A 21,291-nucleotide genomic window follows, 5' to 3' on the forward strand; every position below is an offset into this window, starting at 1 on the left:
ACGGGGCAGACGTCGGGTTGGAGCGGTGCTCTAATTTCATGCCATCCAATTCAAGAAGCAAGCTTGGCGGGATCGTCGCAACGGGTCCTGAGGAATTCAACGTTCAGCAGACAACGAAGGTCGAGATGCTTCCCGATACAAAATTCAGGACTGTTACAGAAATTTTCATATTTCGCGGCAAGGTCGAACCGGAGAAGACGGCATTCATTTTTCTCGAGAACGGCGAATCGGAGCGGGCTCGACTCACGTTCGGCGACCTGGACAAACGCGCGCGCGGCATCGCCGCGAGGCTGCAGGGCATGGCGCAACCGGGCGACCGCGTCCTGCTGGTCTATCCGCCCGGCCTGGAATTCATCTGCGCATGGGCGGGATGCCTGTACGCCGGCCTGATCGGCGTGCCGGCCTATCCTCCGCGCCGGCATCGTCCCGCCGATCGTCTGAAGGCCATCGTCGCCGATGCCAGCCCGGTCGTCGCGCTAACCGACGCAGCCACGCTCGACGGCATCGCGCATCGCGCGGATGGCTATTCCGACACGCTGGAACTGAAGATCCTTGCGACGGACCAGGGCTTCGACGCACCGGCCGAGCAATGGCGCGCACCGGACATCACGCCGCAGACGCTGGCGCTTCTGCAATACACGTCGGGCTCCACCGGTACGCCAAAAGGCGTGATGATCAGCCACGCGAACATCCTGAGCAATATGGCGGTGATCTCCGAGGCGAGCGATGCCGATGCGTCGACGGTGTTCGTCAGTTGGCTCCCGGTGTTTCACGACATGGGTTTCTTCGGGAAGGTGCTGCTGCCGATCTATCTCGGTGTGTTGGCGGTGCTGATGGCGCCCGCGGCGTTCGTGCAGAAACCCATCCGCTGGCTGCAGGCAATCACGAAGTATCGCGGCACGCATTGCGCCGCGCCGGATTTCGCGTACGACCTGTGCGCGCGCAAAATATCCGATGAAGCCCGCGCGCTGCTGGATCTGAGCAGTTGGCGGGTTGCATTCAACGGCGCGGAACCGGTGCGCGCGGAGTCGGTGGCGCGTTTTTCGCGCGCCTTCGCCGGCTGTGGCTTCCATGCGCACACCATGCGCCCGGTGTACGGCATGGCCGAGGCGACCTTGTTCATCACCGGTCAGCCGGCACGCTCGCTGCCGCTCGTGGCGGACTACGACGCCGACGGCCTCGCACAAGGCGTGGCGACGAGAAGCGACGGCGGCAAGCGCCACGCGCTGGTGTCGTGCGGCCGGGCCTGGGCGGAGCACCGCCTGCAGATCGTGAATCCGGATACCGGTGAGCGCTGCCCGTCCGACCGGATCGGCGAAATCTGGGTGACGGGCCCGAGCGTCGGCGTCGGTTACTGGAACCGCGTCGACGAAACGGAGCACACGTTTCGCGCGAAGCTGGATGGCGATGATGCGCATTACTTGCGCACGGGCGATCTCGGCTTCGTCGATGGCGAGAACCTCTTCGTCACCGGCCGTCTCAAGGACCTCATCATCGTCGCCGGGCGCAATCACTACCCGCAGGATCTCGAGCAATCGGCCGAGGGCAGCCACCCCGCGCTGGCGCCCAACGCGTCGGCGGCTTTCTCGATCAACGTCGATGACGTGGAGCGGGTCGTTATCGCATGTGAAGTGCGCCGGGAAGCGCTCAACACGCTGGACGCGGAAGCCGTCGCCGCGGCGATCCGGCGCACGCTCGCCGAAGCGCATGACGTCGATCTGTATGCGGCGATCCTGTTGAAGCCCGCCACGATCCTGCGCACGTCCAGTGGAAAAATCCAGCGGCGCCGAATCAGGCAAGCATTCCTCGATGAACAGGGGCTCGCGATCGCGGGCGAGTGGCGGCGTTCGTTCTCCGCGGCGTACGCACCCTCCCCGGCCGCGCTACGCGACACGCAAGCGCTGGTGCAATGGTGCGTCGAGCGTGTTTCTCGTTTGTCGGGAATCGATGCCGGCAAGATCGACCCCGACGCGCCGTTCAGCATCTACGGGCTCGATTCGAAGGACGCCATCATGCTGTCGGGCGAGTTGCAGGACTGGCTCGGGCTGCCGGTCTCGCCTACCGTCGTCTACGATTTTCCGAGTATTTCCCTGCTGGCGCGCCATTTGAGCGGTAGCGGGAATGCCGTGCCGGACCACGCGCCCGGTTCCGCCGCAGCACGCGCGGATATCGCGATCGTCGGCATGGGATGCCGTTTCCCCGGCGCCGGTCATCCCGACGCATTCTGGCAGCTTCTGCTGGACGGCCGGGACGCAGTCGGCGCGTCGAAGAAGCGTGCCGGCGACCTTCCGCCCACCGGACTGCTGGACCAGGTCGATCTGTTCGATGCGGCGTTCTTCGGCATCAGCGCCCGCGAAGCCGAATCGATGGATCCGCAACAGCGCCTGCTGCTCGAAGTTGCGTGGGAGACGCTCGAGCATGCGGGGATCGCGCCGCGGCGTCTCGCCGGCGGACGCACCGCGGTCATCGTGGGCATCAGCAATTCCGACTACATCCGTCTGGCGCAGGAAGAAGTCGCGGATGTCGGCCCTTATGTCGCGACCGGCAATGCGCTCAGCGTCGCCGCCAACCGCATTTCCTACACGCTCGATTTGCGCGGCCCGAGCTGGGCGGTCGATACCGCGTGTTCGTCCTCGCTCGTCGCGGTTCACCACGCGTGCCGCGCGCTGCAGCGCGGCGAGGCCGATGCGGCGCTGGCCGGCGGGGTCAACCTGATTCTGGCACCGCAATTGAGCGACTCCTTCACGCAGGCGGGCATGCTTTCGCCGGATGGCCGATGCAAGGCGTTCGATGCGGCAGCCAACGGCTATGTGCGCGGCGAAGGTGTGGGCATGGTGCTGCTCAAGCGTCTCGACGATGCGCTCGAAAACGGCGACACCGTGTTCGCCGTGATCCGCGGCTCGGCGGTGAACCAGGATGGACGCAGCAATGGCCTGACCGCGCCGAACGGCCCGGCCCAGCAGGCCGTGATTCGCGGTGCGCTGCACGATGCCGGCGTACGCGCGCAGGACATCGGCTTCGTCGAAGCGCACGGTACGGGAACGCCGCTCGGCGATCCGATCGAATTGAACGCGCTGGCGGCCGTCCTGAGCGAATCCCGTCCGCCGGACGATCACTGCTGGATCGGTTCGGTCAAGACCAACATCGGCCATCTGGAATCGGCCGCGGGCATCGCCAGCCTGATCAAGACCGCCCTTGCGCTACACCATCGCGCCATTCCGCCGAACCTCCATTTCCGGTCGATCAATCCTGAAATCGCGCTCGACGGCACGCCCTTCCGTATTCCGCAGCAGGTCACGCGCTGGCATTCGGAACACGGGCCGCGCATGGCCGGCGTGAGTTCGTTCGGCTTCGGCGGCACCAACGCGCACGTGATCCTGTCCGAAGCGCCACGGCCCGGCGAGATCGAAGCCGACCCAGCGGCGCCCGCGGCGCGCGTCGTGACGCTCTCCGCGCGCACCCCCGAAGCGTTGCAGGCACTGGCGGCGTCCTATGCGGCGTATCTCGACGCCCATCCCGGGATCCGCGTGCGCGATGTCGCGTTCACGGCAAATACCGGGCGCACCCACTTCACGCGGCGCGCGGCCATCGTCGCGTCGAGTCTCGATACGTTGCGTTCGCAACTGGATGCCGTTTCGGCCGGCGAGCCCGCCGAAACGCCGCCGGCGGTGACATTCCACTTTTGCGCCGACAACGGCGGCAGCGACGACGCGGTGCGGCAATTGCGTTCGGCCTGCCCCGCTTTCGGCGCGCTGATGCAGCGGCAATCGGCGGTGTCCGACGCGCCCGGGGGCGATTCCGCCGAAGCCGGATTCACGGCATTCCAGCGCGCGCTCGCGCAACTGTGGATGTCCTTCGGCATCACGCCGGGCGCCGTCAGCAGCACGGGCGACGGGCATCGCGCCGCGGCCGCGTTTGCGGACGTGCCGCCGGCGCAGGACGACGCTGCGGCCGGAAGCCGCGGCATCGTGATCGAAATCGGCGCGCACACGGCCGCGTGGGACACGATCCTGCGCACGCTCGCCGAGCTTTACGTACGCGGCGCGTCCATCGACTGGGACGCCGTGGAGCAGGACGCCCCGCGCCGCCGGCTCGCGCTGCCGACCTACCCGTTCGAACGTCGCGCGTTCTGGATCAGCCCACGTGCGCCGCGGCATCCGTTGCTCGGGCGTCTGATGGAGCAGCACGCGCATGCGCCGGCCACGTGGATCTGGCAGTCGCGTCTCGACGCGCCGGCCACTACCTTTCTCAGCGGTCATCGCGTCAAGGGATCGCCCGTGCTGCCCTATTCCGCCTATGTGGAAATGGCGCTGGCGGCGACGTCGGAAATCGGCGCCGCCAGTCATACCACGTTGAAGGACCTCGCCCTGCATGCGCCGTTGCCGCTGCATCCGCATGCATCGCACAGCGTGCAGACCGTGCTGAGCCGCCGGTCCTGGGGACCGTTTTCGTTTGCCGTCTATCACCGGATCGAGGACACCCGCGCCGCCGCGTCATGGCAGATATGCGCGAGTGCCGAAATTCACGAATCGGATCGGAGCCACGCATGAAATTCGGCCTGATGTTCTTCGCCAGCAGTGAAGAGGCGTTGTCCGGCAACAAGTACCAGCTTGTCATGGAAAGCGCCCGTTTCGCCGATGCGAACGGGTTTTCCAGCGTCTGGGTGCCGGAGCGCCATTTCACCGAATTCGGCTCGCTGTACCCGAATCCCGCTGTCCTGCACGCCGCGCTCGCCGCGGCCACCGAGCGCGTGAAGCTGGTCGCGGGCAGCGTGGTCGCAGCGCTGCACAACCCGATCCGGATCGCGGAAGAGTGGTCCATGGTGGACAACCTGTCGAACGGCCGCGTGGGCGTGTCGTTCGCGTCCGGATGGAATCCGGACGACTTCGTGTTCGCGCCGGACAAATATGCGAACCGGCACGATGAGATGCTGACCACGATGCGCGCCGTCCAGCATCTTTGGCGCGGCGGGTCGCTGGATGCGCGCAACGGCGTCGGCAAGCCGGTGCAGTTGCGCATCTATCCGACGCCGGTGCAGCCGGAGCTGCCCGTCTGGGTGACCGCCGCGAGCAATCCGCAGACCTTCGTGCGCGCCGGTGAAGTCGGCGCCAACCTGCTGACCCACGTGCTCGACCAGGATCGGGACCAGCTCGCGCAAAAGATCGCGCTCTACCGCGCGGCGCGCGCAACGCATGGCTTCGATCCGGCGGCCGGCACCGTGTCCGTGATGCTGCACACGTTCGTCGGCGACGATGCGGCGCGGGTGCGCGAGCAGGCGCGTGCGCCGTTCTGCAACTACATCCGCAGCAATATCGGGCTGTTGAACGGGCTGGCGCAGAGCCGCGGCCAGTCGGTGGACGTGCGCGCGATGGGCGCGCGCGAACTGGACGAGTTCGTCGAGTTTCTCTACGAACGCTTCGCGCAATCGCGCGGCCTCATCGGCACGCCTGAAACCTGCGTCGAGCTGGTGCGCGATCTCGAGTCGATCGGCGTGGACGAAGTGGCTTGCCTGCTCGATTTCGGTCCGCCGGTCGAGCTGATCCTCGGCAATCTTCCGCAGTTGCGTCGGCTGCGGGAGCTGTGTGCGCCGAGGCAATCCGCCGCGCCGACGAGATTCGATGCCGCCGCGGTGCAGGCCCGCTGCATCGAAACGACTTCAGGCGCGGACTTCAATGGCGAAGTGCGGCAGCACGGCGTGCAGATCGACGGCGTGTTCGACGCGATCCAGCAGATCTGGCGCACGGCCGGCGAGGCGCTCGGGAAAATCAGCCTGCCGGCCGACGCGCTGGCATCGTCGCAATACCAGGTGCACCCCGCCTTTCTCGACGCGTGCAGCCGCGTGCTCGCCGCCGCGATCGATCCGGACGCGCTGGAGGCGGGCGACCTGTACCTGCCCAGTTCGATCGGTGCGGTACGGGTTCATCAGCCGCCGTCGTCAACGGATGCGTGGAGTCACGCCACGCTGCGCAAGCCGATCGGGCAAGGCGCGCTGGAGGGCGATATCCGCGTCCATGACCTCGCCGGGCGATTGCTGATCGAGATCGATGCGCTGCGGTTGCAGCATGTGCGTTCCGCGTCCACCATCGAGCGGCACGACTTGTCCGCGCTGCTCTATCAACGCGTGTGGAGACCGTCGAGCGTCGACGCGGCAACCGGCGCTTCGGCGCAGGGCGAGTGGCTGATTCTCGCGGACCGCGGCGGCGTCGGCGCGCAACTGGCCGACCTGCTGGAAAGCGCGGGCGATACGTGCACGCTGCGCTTCGCCGACGCGACGCCGGAACTGCCCGCGCTCGACCGGCCGCTGAAGGGCGTCGTTCACCTGTGGAGTCTCGATCTCGCGCCGGCCGACATCGCGGCGAGACGGCGTGCCAGCGCGAGCGTGCTGCAACTGGTCAGGGCGCTTGCGTCACGCGCACCGGCGGCGCGGCAGGCGCGTCTGTGGCTGGTGACGTCGGGCGCGATGAACGTGCTGGACGGCGAATCGACCGCCGCGGCGCAGGCCCCCCTGTGGGGACTGGGGCGGGCGATCGCCGTGGAGCATGCGGCGATGTGGGGCGGGCTCATCGACCTCGATCCCGCGCAGCCGTCGGCGGCGCACATCGTGCAGGCGGTACAGGCCGGCGGCCGTGAAGACATGATCGCGTTTCGCAGCGGACAGCGCTACGTCGCGCGTATCGCCCGCGACAATCGCGAATTCGTCAGTCACCGTCCGATCCGATTCCACCACGACGCGACCTATCTGGTGACCGGCGGGCTCGGCGGGCTCGGCCTGCGGCTCGCGTCCTGGCTTGCCGCCAACGGCGCCGGCAAGGTCGTGCTGCTCGGGCGCGGCGCGCCCTCCCCCGCGGCCGAGAAAATCCTGAGCACGCTCGACGCGCGGTTCATTCGCGCCGACCTGTCGCGTCGCGAGGACGTCGCGCAGGCGCTCGGTGAAATCGCGCATTCGATGCCGCCGCTCAAGGGAGTCTTTCACCTCGCCGGCGCGCTGGACGATGCGCTCCTCACGCGCCAGGACGACGATGCCTTCCATCGCGCCGGAAGCGGCAAGGCCGATGGCGCGTGGTATCTGCACGAGCTGACGGCCGACCTGCCGCTCGATCATTTCGTGCTGTTCTCGTCGATGGCCGCGCTGATCACCATGCCAGGCCAGGGCAACTACGCGGCGGCGAACAGCTTCCTCGACGCCCTCGCGCAGCATCGGCGCGCGCAGGGAAAACCGGGGCTCAGCATCAATTGGGGGCCGTGGGCGGAGATCGGCCACGCCGCCACCGACTATGGACGGCGCGCGCACGAACAGCTGGCCGCGCTCGGCGTCGGCACGCTATCGCCCGAACTGGCCATCGCGGCACTGGAACGGCTGATGGCGTCCGGCGTCGTCCAGTCCGGGGTGGCCCGAATCGACTGGCCGACCCTGTTCCGGGTCGACGCGCCGGCCGCCGGGTCGGCGCTGTTTTCCGAGCTGGCGCAACCGGCCGCGCAGCCTGCTCAGCAAGAGACGGCATTGCTGCGCCAACTGCATGCGTGCGCGCCGCGCGAGCGGGTCGAGCTCATCACCGACACGCTCGCGAAGATGCTGGCCGAGACCCTTCGTCTGTCCGGCCCCGACGCCATTGCGCCTGAGCAATCGCTGCTCGATCTCGGCCTGGATTCGCTGGTCGCGCTCGAACTGACCGACCGCCTCAACAAGGTGTTCGGACGGCCGTTTCGCGCGACGCTGTTCTTTTCCTATCCGAACCTGCAAACGCTCGCCCAGTACGTTCTCAACGAACTGTCGCCGTCGCTCCCCGCGCCTGTCGTCGATGAAGCATCCGACGACCTCGACGAGGACGACCTTTCCGAACTGATCGCCCAGGAGATCGGCGCCCAATGAACGCCAAGGCCACGCATGCACTGAAAGCCGCGCTCGACGAACTGCGCCTGCGGCGCGCGGAGATCGCGGCACTGCGTTCGGACCGCAACGAGCCGATCGCCGTCATCGGCATGGCTTGCCGATTCCCCGGCCAGAGCGATACGCCGTCCGCGTTCTGGCAATTGCTCGATCACGCGCGCGATGCCGTCGCCGAAGTGCCGGGCGAACGCTGGGACATCGATCGCTATTACGACCCCGATCCGTCCACGCCCGGCAAGATGGCGACCCGCCACGGCGCGTTTCTCGAACGCGTGGATGAATTCGACGCGGCGTTCTTCGGAATCGCGCCGCGCGAAGCCACTTACCTCGACCCGCAGCAAAGGCTCCTGCTCGAAGTGGCCTGGGAAGCGCTCGAAAACGCCCATCTCCCGCCCGAACGCTTCAGGCAGTCCGCCACGGGCGTGTATGTCGGCATTACCTGCTTCGACCATGCGATCCAGGTGTCCAATGCGGCGACGCCGTCGAGCAGCTACGCCGGCACGGGCAGCGCGCTGAACATGGCCGCGGGCCGCCTGTCGTTCGTCCTGGGCCTCACCGGCCCGAGCATGGCGATCGATACCGCCTGCTCGTCGTCGCTGGTCTGTCTGCACCTGGCCTGCGAAAGCCTGCGCTCGCGCGAAAGCAACATGGCGCTTGCAGGCGGCGTCAACCTGATGCTCTCGCCCGAGGTGATGGTCAGTTTCTCGCAAGCGCGCATGCTGTCGCCGGACGGCCGGTGCAAGACCTTCGACGCGGCGGCGGACGGCTATGTGCGCGGCGAAGGTTGCGGCATGGTGGTGCTCAAGCGCCTCTCCGACGCGCTCGCCGACGGCGACCGCGTGCTCGGTATCGTGCGTGGCACGGCGGTCGATCAGGGCGGTGGGGGCGGCGGGCTGACCGTGCCGAGCCGCGATTCGCAGGAACGGGTGATCCGTCGCGCACTGAATCAGGCCGGCCTCGTGCCCGGCGACATCTCCTATGTCGAGGCCCACGGTACGGGAACGTCCCTCGGCGACCCGATCGAGGTCGAGGCGCTGGCCGGCGTCTATGGCCCCGGGCGCGAGGCGGCCGAGCCGCTCGTGATCGGGTCGGTCAAGACCAATATCGGGCATCTGGAGTCGGCCTCCGGCATCGCCGGCCTGATCAAGGTGTTGCTGTCGTTCGAGCACGACCGGATCCCGGCGCATCTGCATTTCACGCAGCCCAATCCGCATACGCCGTGGCAGGACATCCCCATTCGCGTGGCGGCCGACCCGGTCGCGTGGCGGCGCGGCGAACGCAGGCGAATCGCCGGGGTGAGCGCGTTCGGATTCAGCGGCACCAATGCGCACGCGATCGTCGAGGAACCGCCCGTCGCGCCGGCCCACGCCGCGCAGCGCGCGCTGCTGCTGCTGTCGGCCCGGTCCGAAACGGCGCTCACGGCGCTCGCACAACGCTACGAGCGCGCGATCGCCGGCGCGACGCCGCGGGAACTGGCCGCGATCTGCCGGGCCGCCGCCACGGGCCGGACCCATTATCCGTTTCGCGCGGCCTATGTGTCGGGCGTGAGGGAACCGTCGGCGGCATCGGCACGCACGGGCAAGGCGTTGCGCATCGGCTTCATGTTCGGTGCGCCGGACACCGGCGTCGCACGCGAACTCCACGCGTCCGAACCGCTTTTCCGCGACGCCTTCGCGCGTTGCTCGGTGCCGCTGGCGGCACTCGATACCGACGAGGGCCGCTTCGCGATCCAGTTCGCGTGGGCGCAACTGTGGAACGCATGGGGCATCCGCCCGTCCGTCGTGTCGGGCCACGGCGTTGGAGAATATGTCGCGGCCTGCGTGGCGGGGGTCATGAGCGTTGCCGACGCGCTGCGCGTCGTCGCAGCCCGGTCGGATGCCGACGCGTTGCGCGCCGCGCTTCAGGACATGCCCCTCGCACGGCCCTCGGTCCGCCTGATTTCCGGCTGCCTCGGCGCCGAGGTGACCGACGAGGTAACCCATCCCCAGTACTGGTTGCAGCTGGCCGAGTTGTCGAATCGACCCGAAGCGCAGGCCAACGCGCAGGCCGAAGCGCCGCCCGCGCCGGAGGGGTTTGCCGACGGCTGGCTGCCGCCGCCATGCGCCGGCGATGCACTGGAGCGCGCACTCGCGGCGCTGTATGTGCAGGGCGCGCAGTTCGACTGGAACGCATTGTTCCCGGTGCCGGCCCAGCCCGCCACGACCCTGCCGAACTACCCGTTCGAGCGGCAGCGCTTCGGTCTGGAGAAAACGCCGTCGCCCATCGTCGGCATGGATGCCGGCAGCATCGAGGAAGCGTTGCGGCAGCTCAAGACGTCGGGCAAGTACTCTGAGGACGTGCTGAACGCGTTGCCGGACCTGCTTCAGACTGCGTTCGCTCCGGCCGCAAGCGCTGCCCCGAACGCCCACCCGCTCTATCACGTCGCATGGGAGCCGCAAGCCGCGTTGCCGGAGGCCCGGTTCGCCGCCGACGCGTCCCCGTGGCTGATTTTCGCGGACGAAAGCGGTGTCGGCGAGCGGTTCGCCGCGCTGCTGCGCGCGCGCGGCGCATCCTGCTCGCTGGTGCGCCCCGGCCCCGACCATGGCGGCGGCGCGGAAGCGGGCTGGCAAGTCGCGCCCGAGCGGCCGGATCATTTCGTCCGCTTGCTGAACGAGACCGCCGCCCCGGGCCAGCGCATCGTGTTTCTATGGGCGCTGGACGAAGCCGTCGGCGCGTCGCGCATGGCCACCGCCCTGCTGCATCTCGTGCAGGCGTTGGTCGGCAGCGAGCGCGATTGGGCGTCGTCGACCCGACCCAGGATCTGGGTGGTCACGCGCGACGCGGCGGAAGCCGGCGAATCGCCCCGCGTATCGGGGCTCGCACAGGCTGCGTTGTCGGGCCTGGCGCGGGGCGCGATGATCGAGCACCCGGAATGGTTCGGCACCTCGATCGATCTCGATCCGGCCGCGCCGGAGGACGAGACGCAGGCGCTGCTTCAGGAAATCCTCGGTGAAGGCCGTGAAGAGCTGGTGGCGTTGCGGCACGACGTGCGCCATGTCGCGCGCCTGGGCCCGCTCGCGCCAGCCGACACGGCCGCGCTGCGGGTCGACCCGGAAGCGGCCTACCTGATCACCGGCGGGTTCGGCGCGCTCGGGCTGCACACCGCCCGGTGGCTGGCCGCGCGCGGCGCACGCACGCTGATCCTCGTCGGCCGACAAGGGCCGAGGAGCGACGAGAGCCGGCAGGCGATCGCCGAGCTGCGCGAGCGGAACCTATCCGTGCGTTGCGAGCGCCTCGATATCGCCGACCCGGTGGCGGTCGCCGATTTCTTCGCCGCGCTCCGGCGCGACGGCGTGCCGCTGCGGGGCATCGTGCACGCGGCCGGCATCGTCGGCTACAAGCCGCTGATGCAGGTCGAGCGCGAGGAACTGGACGCCGTCCTGCAGCCGAAGGTCGCGGGTGCCTGGCTGCTTCATCAGCACAGCGAACCGTTCCCGCTCGATTTCTTCATCCTGTTTTCGTCGATCGCGTCCGCGTGGGGTTCGCGCGACCAGGCGCACTACAGTGCCGCGAACCGATTCCTCGACGCGCTCGCGCATCATCGCCGCGGTCTGGGCCTGCCGGCCCTGAGCGTGAACTGGGGGCCGTGGGCGCAAGGCGGCATGACGTTCCCCGAGGCCGAAGCGTTGCTGCGGCGTGTCGGGATCCGCTCGCTGGCGGCGGATCGCGCGCTCGACGTGCTGGATCGCCTCCCCGCGATGCCCCAGATCGCGGTCGTCGATATCGACCTGGCGCTGTTCCAGGGCTCCTACGAGGCGCGCGGACCTAAGCCGTTCCTCGATCGCGTGCGGGTGGACGGAGCCGCGCCAGCCGCGCTGGCGATGCCCGCGTTGAGCGACGCCTCACCCCGCGAGCGAAAGCGCCTGCTGGCGGATAGCATCGATCGCGCGGTGGCCCAGGTGCTCGGCTTCGGCGCGGCGACGCTGGACCGCGACCTCGGCTTCTTCGAGATGGGCATGGATTCGCTGATGGCGCTGGATGTGCGCACGCAGCTCGAGAAAGTGCTTGGCATCCCGTTGTCGGTCGCGCTGTTGTTCGATCATCCGACGGTCAATGCCCTCGCGGATTTCCTGGCGGCGCATTCGTCCCCCACGGCGCCGGACGCGAGCGCGGCGCCGACGCAGGCCGTGCCGTCGCGGCCGGCCGCGCCAGCCGTTGCGCCGCGCGAGGCCGGCACGCCGGAACCGATCGCGATCGTCGGCATGAGCTGCCGGTTTCCGGGCGCCGCGCACGATCTCGACGCCTATTGGCGGCTGCTGAACGACGGCGTGGATGCGATTTCCGAAGTGCCGCGCGAGCGCTGGGATGTCGACGCGTACTACGATCCCGATCCGGAAGCGCCGGGGAGGATGTATTGCCGCTTCGGCGGTTTTCTCGAAGACGTCGATCAGTTCGATCCGGCATTTTTCCGGATCACGCCGCGCGAAGCGGCCGCGATGGACCCGCAGCAGCGCCTGTTGCTCGAAGTCAGTCACGAAGCGCTGGAGCACGCCGGCATTCCCGTCGACAGTCTCAAGGGCAGCCGGACCGGCGTCTTCGTCGGCATCACCACCAACGATTACGCGAATCTGCAGCTTCGCAACGGCGGCGGCAGCGGCATCGACGGCTATTTCTTCACCGGCAATCCGCTCAACACGGCGGCCGGCCGCATCTCCTACGGGCTCGGTGTGCAGGGGCCGAGCATGGCGATCGACACCGCCTGCTCGTCGTCGCTCACCGCGATCCATACCGCCAGCCAGAATCTGCGCAGCGGCGAGTGCGATCTCGCGATCGCGGGCGGCGTCAACCTGATCCTGTCGCCGGACAACTCGATTGCCGTCTCGCGCACGCGGGCGCTGGCGCCGGACGGCCGCTGCAAGACCTTCGACGCGGCGGCGGACGGCTTCGTGCGCAGTGAAGGCTGCGGCGCGCTGGTACTCAAGCGCCTGTCCGATGCGCTCGCCGCGGGCGATCGCGTGCTGGCCGTGCTCCGCGGTTCGGCCGTCAACCACGACGGTGCGTCGAGCGGCTTTACCGCGCCGAACGGCCGCGCGCAGGAAGCCGTCATCCGCCAGGCGCTGGGCGGGCTTCCCGCCGCCTCTATCGATTACGTGGAAGCGCACGGCACCGGCACGCCGCTGGGCGATCCCGTCGAGGTCGAGGCGCTGGCGACGGTGTTCGGCGCCGACCGCGGCGACGGCCGGCGGCTGCGCATCGGCTCGGTGAAAACCAACATCGGCCACACGGAATCCGCCGCCGGCATCGCGGGGGTCATCAAGGTCGTGCTGTCGCTGAACCACGACCGCATTCCCGCCCACCTGCATTTCCGCCAGCCGAGCCCGCTGGTGCGGTGGGACGCGCTGCCGATCGAGGTCTGCGCCGAGGCGAGCGCGTGGCCGCGCGGCGAGCGGCCGCGGCGCGCCGGCGTCAGCGCGTTCGGCGCGAGCGGCACCAATGCGCACCTGGTGCTGGAAGAAGCGCCCGCGCCGGTGCGGCAGGCGACGCCGTCGAAGCACAACGTGCATCCGCTGGTCCTGTCGGCCAAGACGCCGGCGGCATTGCGCGAGCTTGGCCGGCGCTATCAGCGGCGGCTCGAAGCCGAACCCAGTCTCGATATCGCGGCCGTGGCCTTTTCGGCATCGACCGGCCGCTCGCATTTCGCGCATCGGCTGGCGCTGCCGGTGACGTCGCTCGAGGACGCCATCGAAAAGCTGCGCGCGTTCCAGGCGAAGGAACCGGCCGACGCGGCGCAGCCGCCGCGGGTGAAGATGGCGTTCCTGTTCACCGGTCAGGGCTCGCAATACGCCGGCATGGGCCGCCGTCTGTACGACGCCTATCCGGTGTTCCGCGACGCCATCGACCGCTGCCGTGCGGTGGCCGATCCGCTGCTCGACAAACCGTTGCTCGAGGTGCTGTCGGCCCCGAACGACGATATCCACCAGACCGGCTACAGCCAGCCGGCCCTGTTCTCGCTGCAGTTCGCGCTCACCACGTTGCTGGCGTCGTTCGGCGTGGTGCCCGACGCGGTGATGGGACACAGCGTCGGCGAGTACGCAGCGGCTTGCGCGGCCGGCGTCTTCTCGCCGGAAGACGGCCTGCGGCTGATCGCCGAACGCGGCCGGCTGATGCAGGCGTTGCCCCGCGACGGCGAGATGGCGGCCATCTTCACCGACCTCGCCACGGTCGAGCGCGCGATCGAAGCGTGGCCGCACGAGGTCGCGGTGGCTGCCGTCAACGGTCCGGCCAGCATCGTGATCTCCGGCAAGCGCGAGCGCATCGCGACGCTGGTCGACGCGTTCGCGGTGCTGGACATCCGGTCCGTGCTGCTCAATACGTCGCACGCGTTCCACTCGCCGCTGGTCGAGCCGATGCTGGACCGCTTCCAGGCCGTGGCAAAAGCAGTACGCGCCACGCGCCCGGCGATTCCGTTCTATTCCAATCTCACGGGCGCCGTGATGGACGAGGCGCCCACCGATGAGTACTGGCGCCGTCACTGCCGGGAGCCGGTGCAGTTCGCGAGCAGCGTCGAGCGCCTCGCCGAAGCCGGATTCAACCTGCTGGTCGAAATCGGTCCCAAGCCGGTGCTCGTCAACCTGGCCCGCGCGTGCTGTGCGCCGGACGCCGGGATCCAGTTCCTTGCGCTGCAGCGGCCGCAAGTCGAGCAGCAAGCGCTGATCGAAACGCTGTCGAGCCTGTATGCGCGCGGCGTCGATGTCGACTGGGCCCCCACCGAAACACCCGCGCCCACGCGCGTCGCATTGCCGTCCTATCCCTTCCAACGCAGCCGTACCTGGTTCCAGAAAGCGGACATGTCCATGACTCAGACAAGCGCATCACCCATCGCTGCAACGCCGACGCACAACCGTAGCGGCGAGGTTCTCGAATGGCTTCGCGGCAAGATCGGCGAATTGATCCAGGCCGATCCCGCCACCATCAACATCGACCTGCCGTTCCTGGAGATGGGCGCCGACTCGATCGTGCTGATCGAGGCCATCCGGCACATCGAGAAACAGTACGGCGTGAAGCTGGTCATGCGCCGCTTCTTCGAAGACCTGGCGACGGTGCAGGCGCTCGCCGAGTACGTCGCGGACAATCTGCCGGCGGTTGCGGCCCCGGTCGAGCCCGAGGCCACGGCCGAAGCCGGGCTGTCCGCGGTGGCGGTCGCGCCGTCCGAAGCGGCGCTTGCGCCGCTCGCCGCCCCGGCGGAATGGGTGGCGGCCGAAGGCGGCTCCACGGTCGAGCGCGTATTGCGGGAGCAGAATCAGTTGCTGTCCCGCGTCATGGGCCAGCAGATGGAATTGCTGCGCACGTCGCTGACCGGCCAGGCCGGCGTCCGGCCGACGACGATCGCCGCGCAAGCCGTCGCGAGCGCTGCGAGCGTCGCCAACGTCACACCGAAGGCCGCGATCGCGGCCCCGGCCGCCGGGCCCGCAACGAAGCCCGCGCCTGCAACCGCGGCCGCGGCGGACAATCGGCCGTCCAAGCCGATGATGCCGTGGGGCAGCCCGGTCGAACAGCGGGCGCGCGGCTTGTCCGCCGTGCAGCAGGAGCATCTCGAAGCGCTGATCGTGCGTTACACGACGCGCACCCGGAAATCGAAGGAATCGGTGCAGGCGTCCCGCCCGGTGCTGGCCGACAGCCGTGCCACGGTCGGCTTCCGGTTTTCGACCAAGGAGATGCTGTATCCGATCGTCGGCGATCGCGCGGCCGGTTCGCGGCTGTGGGATATCGACGGCAACGAGTACATCGATTTCACGATGGGCTTCGGCGTGCATCTGTTCGGCCACACGCCGGACTTCATCCAGCACCAGGTCACCCGCGAGTGGCAGCGCCCGCTCGAACTGGGCGCGCGCTCGAGCCTCGTCGGCGAAGTGGCCGCGCGCTTTTCGCGCGTCACCGGTCTCGATCGCGTGGCTTTCTCGAACACCGGCACCGAGGCGGTCATGACCGCGATGCGGCTCGCGCGCGCCGTGACCGGGCGCGACAAGATCGTGATGTTCACGCATTCGTATCACGGCCATGCCGATGGCACGCTCGCCGCGGCGAACGCGGAAGGCGTGACGGAAACCATCGCCCCCGGCGTGCCGTTCGGTTCGGTCGAGAACATGGTGCTGCTCGACTACGGCAGCGACGCCGCGCTCGAGGCCATTCGCGGGATGGCGTCGACCCTCGCCGCCGTGATGGTGGAGCCGGTGCAGAGCCGCAACCCGTCCCTGCAGCCCGTCGCATTCCTCAAGGAGCTGCGCCGCATCACCGAGGAGGCCGGGATCGCGCTGATCTTCGACGAAATGATCACCGGCTTCCGCGTCCATCCGGGCGGCTCCCAGGCCATGTTCGGGGTCCGGGCCGATCTCGCGACGTACGGCAAGATCATCGGCGGCGGCCTGCCGCTGGGCGTCATCGCCGGTTCCAGCCGCTTCATGGACGCCATCGACGGCGGCATGTGGACCTACGGCGACCACTCGTTCCCCGCGGCCGACCGCACCGCGTTCGGCGGCACCTTCTGCCAGTATCCGCTCGCGATGGCGGCCGCGCTGGCCGTGCTGGAGAAGATCGAACAGGAGGGGCCGGCGCTGCAGGCCGCGCTCAACGAGCGGACCGCGCAAATCGCCGAAACGTTGAATGCGTTTTTCGCGGAGGCCGAGGCGCCGATCAAGGTCACGTGGTTCGGCTCGATGTTCCGTTTCGAATTCACCGAGAACCTCGACCTGTTCTTCTATCACATGCTCGAAAAGGGCATCTACATCTGGGAGTGGCGCACCTGCTTCCTCTCCACCGCGCATACGGAAGCCGATATCGACCGGTTCATCCGGGCGGTGAAGGACAGCGTCGCCGACCTGCGCCGGGGCGGTTTCATCCGGCCTCACTCGAAGCACGGCACGGTGGCCGCGCTGAGCGAAGCGCAACGTCAGCTGTGGATCCTGTCAGAAGTCGATCCCGAAGGATCGCTGGCCTACAACGTCAACACCACCCTCGAACTGAATGGCCGGCTCGACGAGGCCACCATGCGCGCGGCCGTGCAGGGTCTCGTCGACCGGCACGAAGCGCTGCGCACCACGCTGACGCCGGACGGGTCGGGCCAGATCGTGCATCCGTCGCTGAAGCTTCAGATTCCGCTGATCGACACGAACCAGGACGCGTGGCGCGACCACGAAAGCCGCCAGCCGTTCGACCTCGTGAACGGTCCGCTCTTTCGCGCCGCGCTCGTGCGCCTGGACAGCACGCGTCACCTGCTGGTGATGACGGCCCATCACATCATCTGTGACGGCTCGACGTTCGGCATCCTGCTCGAGGATCTCGCCCGCGCTTATGCCGGTGCTGCACCGGCCGCGGCGCCGCTGCAGTTCCGCGAGTACCTGAAGCAGCTCGACGGCCAGCGCCACAGCCCGGAAACGAAGGCGAATCGCGCGTACTGGCTGGCGCAATGCGCGCGCCAGGCCGAACCGCTGAATCTTCCGCTGGATTACCCGCGGCCCGCGGTGAAGACGTTTCACGGCGCGCGCGTGTCCCTGCATCTGGACGCGGCGGAGGCCGCGTCGCTGCGCACCGCCGCCCGTCAGAACGGCTGCACGCTCTACATGATGCTGCTCGCGGGCTTCAATCTGTTCCTGCACCGCATCACCGGCCAGCAGGAGATCGTCACCGGCATCCCGGTGACCGGCCGCTCCGTGGCTGGCAGCGATCGCCTCGCCGGCTACTGCACGCATCTGCTGCCGTTGCGCTCCACGCTGCCGGAGCAGGCCACCGTGGCCAGCTTCCTGGCTGGCACCCGCCAGAACCTGCTCGACGCGCTCGAGCACCAGGATTTCCCGTTCGCCGAACTGGTGCGCGAAATCGGCGCGCAGCGCGATCTCAACGCCGCCCCGCTGGTCTCGGTCGTCTTCAATCTGGAACCCGTGTCGGCGCTGCCCGAATTGCCCGGCCTGACGGTCGACCTGGTCACGCCGCTGATCCGCCATACCGCGTTCGATCTGAACGTCAACGTCCTCGACGCGGGGCAGGCACTCCTGATCGACTGCGACTACAACAGCGATCTGTTCGACGAGCGCACGGTGCAACGTTTTCTCGGGATCTACCGGACCTTGCTGACGCGTGTCGCGGACGATGCGTCGGCCGCCGTTGCGCGGCTGCCGCTGACGAGCGAGGCGGAGCGGAACCTGCTGACCGTCGAGTGGAATCGGACCGAGACGGATTTCGGTGACGCCGCCGCACAACCGCTGCACCGGTTGTTCGAACAGCAGGTCGAGCGCACGCCCGATGCCGTCGCAGCCGTCTACGACGACGTCGCGCTCACCTACGCCGAACTCAACCTGCGCGCCAATCGCCTCGCCCACCGCCTCATCGAGCTCGGCGTCGCCCCCGATGCCCTCGTCGGCGTCGCGATGGAGCGCTCGCTCGACATGATCATCGCGCTGCTCGCGATCCTCAAGGCCGGCGGCGCTTACGTCCCCGTCGACCCGGAATACCCCGCCGAGCGCGTGCGCTTCATGATCGACAACGCGCAGCTGCGCTGGCTCCTCACCCAGCAGCATCTGCTTGGCGCGCTTCCCGACACCGACGCCCGCGTGATCGTCGTTGATCGCGACACGCTCGACCTCGATGCCGCGCCCGCGTCCAACCCCGCGCCCGCGCTGAGCGGCGACAACCTTGCCTACATGATCTACACCTCCGGCTCGACCGGCAGGCCCAAGGGCGCGCTCAACACCCATCGCGCCATCACCAACCGCATCCTGTGGATGCAACACGCGTACACGCTCGGCGCCGACGATGCCGTGCTGCAGAAAACCCCGTTCAGCTTCGACGTGTCGGTCTGGGAATTCTTCTGGCCGCTCATCACCGGCGCGCGCCTCGTGTTCGCCCGGCCCGGCGGCCAGCGCGAGACCGACTATCTGGTCGAACTCATCGAGCGCGAACGGATCACCACGGTCCATTTCGTGCCCTCGATGCTGCGCGCCTTTCTCGATCATCCGGACCTCGACGCGCACTGCACGTCGCTGCGCCGCGTCGTGTGCAGCGGCGAAGCCCTGCCATTCGATCTGCAGCAGCGTTGCCTCGCGCGGCTGGACGTCAGGCTGTTCAACCTCTACGGCCCCACCGAGGCCGCCGTCGACGTGACCGCATGGGAATGCCGGCGCGACGACCCGCACCGCATCGTGCCGATCGGGCGGCCCATCGCCAATACGCGCGTCTACATCGTGGACGCGCAGCTGCAGCCCGTGCCGATCGGCGTGGCGGGCGAGCTGCTGATCGGCGGCACGCCGGTCGGGCGCGGCTACCATGGCGAGCCCGAGTTGAGCGCCGAGAAGTTCATCGCCGATCCGTTCTCCGCCGATCCGCATGCCCGCCTCTACCGCACCGGCGATCTCGCGCGCTACCGGCCCGACGGCAATATCGAATTCCTCGGCCGCATCGACCATCAGATCAAGCTGCGCGGCCTGCGCATCGAACCCGGTGAAATCGAGGCGGCGCTGGCATCGCATCCGCTGGTCGAGGCCGCGGTCGTGGCACTGCGCGGTGCGGACGATGGCGCGCGACTCGTCGCATGGCTGCGCTCGTCGCACCCCGAAGCCGAACTGATCGCAGCGGTACGCGGGCACCTGCGGCAGCGGCTGCCGGATTACATGGTGCCGTCCGCATTCGTCGTCGTGCCCGCGTTCGCGCAACTGCCCAACGGCAAGCTCGATCGCGCCAGACTGCCTGAACCCGGCGACGGCCTGGACCACGTTGCGCCCGCCAACGCGCTCGAAGCGCAGTTGACGGCAATCTGGCAGGAAGTGCTCGGCCAGGCCCGGATCAGCACGACCGCCAATTTCTTCGAGCTGGGCGGCAATTCGCTTTCCGCGACGAAGGTCGCCGCGCGCATTCGCCGCGACCTGCGGGTGAAACTGGAAATCCGCAGCCTGTTCTCGCATCCCACCATTGCTAGCCTCGCGAAACGCATCGCCGATACGCAGCCGATCGATTACGCGCCGGTCACGCCGCTGCCGGCGCAGGAACATTACGCACTCTCGCCCGCCCAGACGCGGCTGTGGGTCCAGGATCGCCTGAATGGGGCGCAAGCCGGCGGGCCGCTGCCCACGTCCCTGCTGTTCGAAGGGGTGCTGGACGTGGACGCGCTCGTGCGGGCGTTCCGTGCATTGAGCGAACGTCACGAGATCTTGCGCACGCGTTTCGTGCTGTCCGGCAATCAGCCGGTCCAGCAGGTGCTGCCTCCGGGCGAAGCCGCCTTCCCGGTCGAGGTCATCGATTTGCAGGAAGCCGAGGACCGGGATGCCCAGGCCATGTCGATCACCGCGCGCGAACGGCTCGCGCCGATGGATCTCGGCACCGGGCCGCTGTTCCGCGTCAAGCTGCTCAGGCTCTCCGAAGTCCGCCACGTCTGCATCTGCACGATGCATCACATCGTGAGCGACGGCTGGTCGACGGAGGTGCTGCTCGACGACCTGTCGAAGATCTATGACGCGTTGGTCCAGCGTCGCGACAATCCGTTGCCCGCGCTCTCGATCCAGTACAAGGATTACGCCGGCTGGCTGAACCGCCTGCTCGCCGGGCCGGACGGCGAACGCATGAAGGAATACTGGCTGACCAGGCTGGGCGGCGGCCTGCGCGCGCTGGAACTGCCGGGCGACATCGAGCAGCCGGCCGCGCCGAGCTGGAAAACCTGGCGGTTCGAGCTGCCCGCCGCCGAGACGACGGCGCTGGAATCGCTCGGCAAACGCCACGGCGCGACCTTGTTCATCGCGCTGCTGTCCGCGATCAAGGCGCTGTTCTACCGCCGCTCCGGCCAGGAGGACATCGTCGTCGGCACGCCGGTCGCGGGCCGCGAGCTTCCCGAACTCGAGTCGCAGGTCGGCCCCTATCTGAACGTGCTGGCGCTGCGCGATCGCGTCGCCGGCGACGATCGTTTCGATACGCTGCTGACCCGCGTGCGGGACACCACCCTCGAAGCGTTCTCGCACCCGCTGTATCCGCTGGATCGCTTGCTCGACGACCTGCGCATCAAACGCGTCGCGGGACGCAATCCGCTGTTCGACATCGGCCTGACGCTGCAGAACCAGCGACAAGGCGCCGTCGATCGCTACGCGGGACAGGTGCGCATCGCCGAGCTGCCGGACCACGACCTGCAAGGCGCGGACACGGAAGCCGCGACGGACTTCTGGTTCCTGGCCGAGCCGCGCGCCGAGGGCCTCGCGATCCGCGTCGTCTATCACGCCGGGCGCTTCAGCGAGGCGCTGGTGCAGGGTCTCGCCAACGAGCTGACGTCCGTCATCGGCGAAGTGCTGGCCAATCCGGGCGTTCGCATCCGGAACCTGACCTTGGGACAACCCGTGCTGCAGGCCGAAGCCCGCCAGCCCACCGTCGAACTCAGTGCATTCTAAGGAGCC

General features: G+C 68.4%; 3 protein-coding genes. All 3 read left to right on the plus strand.

The window, feature by feature from the left end; genetic code table 11:
• The first annotated feature begins 125 nt into the window (after positions 1 to 125).
• Genes ABIC50_RS10910 through ABIC50_RS10920 form a run of 3 tightly spaced genes read left to right on the plus strand, consistent with a single transcriptional unit; the run spans position 126 to position 21,285 of the window.
• Positions 126 to 4,550, plus strand: a complete 4,425-nt coding sequence (locus tag ABIC50_RS10910; protein ID WP_354164444.1) for a beta-ketoacyl synthase N-terminal-like domain-containing protein — start codon at positions 126 to 128, stop codon at positions 4,548 to 4,550.
• Positions 4,547 to 7,870, plus strand: coding sequence for a type I polyketide synthase (locus ABIC50_RS10915; RefSeq protein WP_354163746.1), 3,324 nt, complete (start codon positions 4,547 to 4,549; stop codon positions 7,868 to 7,870). The genes ABIC50_RS10910 and ABIC50_RS10915 overlap by 4 nt, the downstream gene beginning before the upstream one ends.
• Positions 7,867 to 21,285 carry a non-ribosomal peptide synthetase/type I polyketide synthase gene (locus tag ABIC50_RS10920; protein ID WP_354163748.1) on the plus strand — a complete coding sequence of 4,473 codons (13,419 nt, stop codon included), beginning with the start codon at positions 7,867 to 7,869 and terminating at the stop codon, positions 21,283 to 21,285. Before ABIC50_RS10915 ends, ABIC50_RS10920 begins: the two co-directional genes overlap by 4 nt.
• Positions 21,286 to 21,291: the final 6 nt, after the last annotated feature.

Source organism: Burkholderia sp. 567 (assembly GCF_040545115.1).
GTDB classification, from domain to species: Bacteria; Pseudomonadota; Gammaproteobacteria; order Burkholderiales; family Burkholderiaceae; genus Burkholderia; species Burkholderia ambifaria.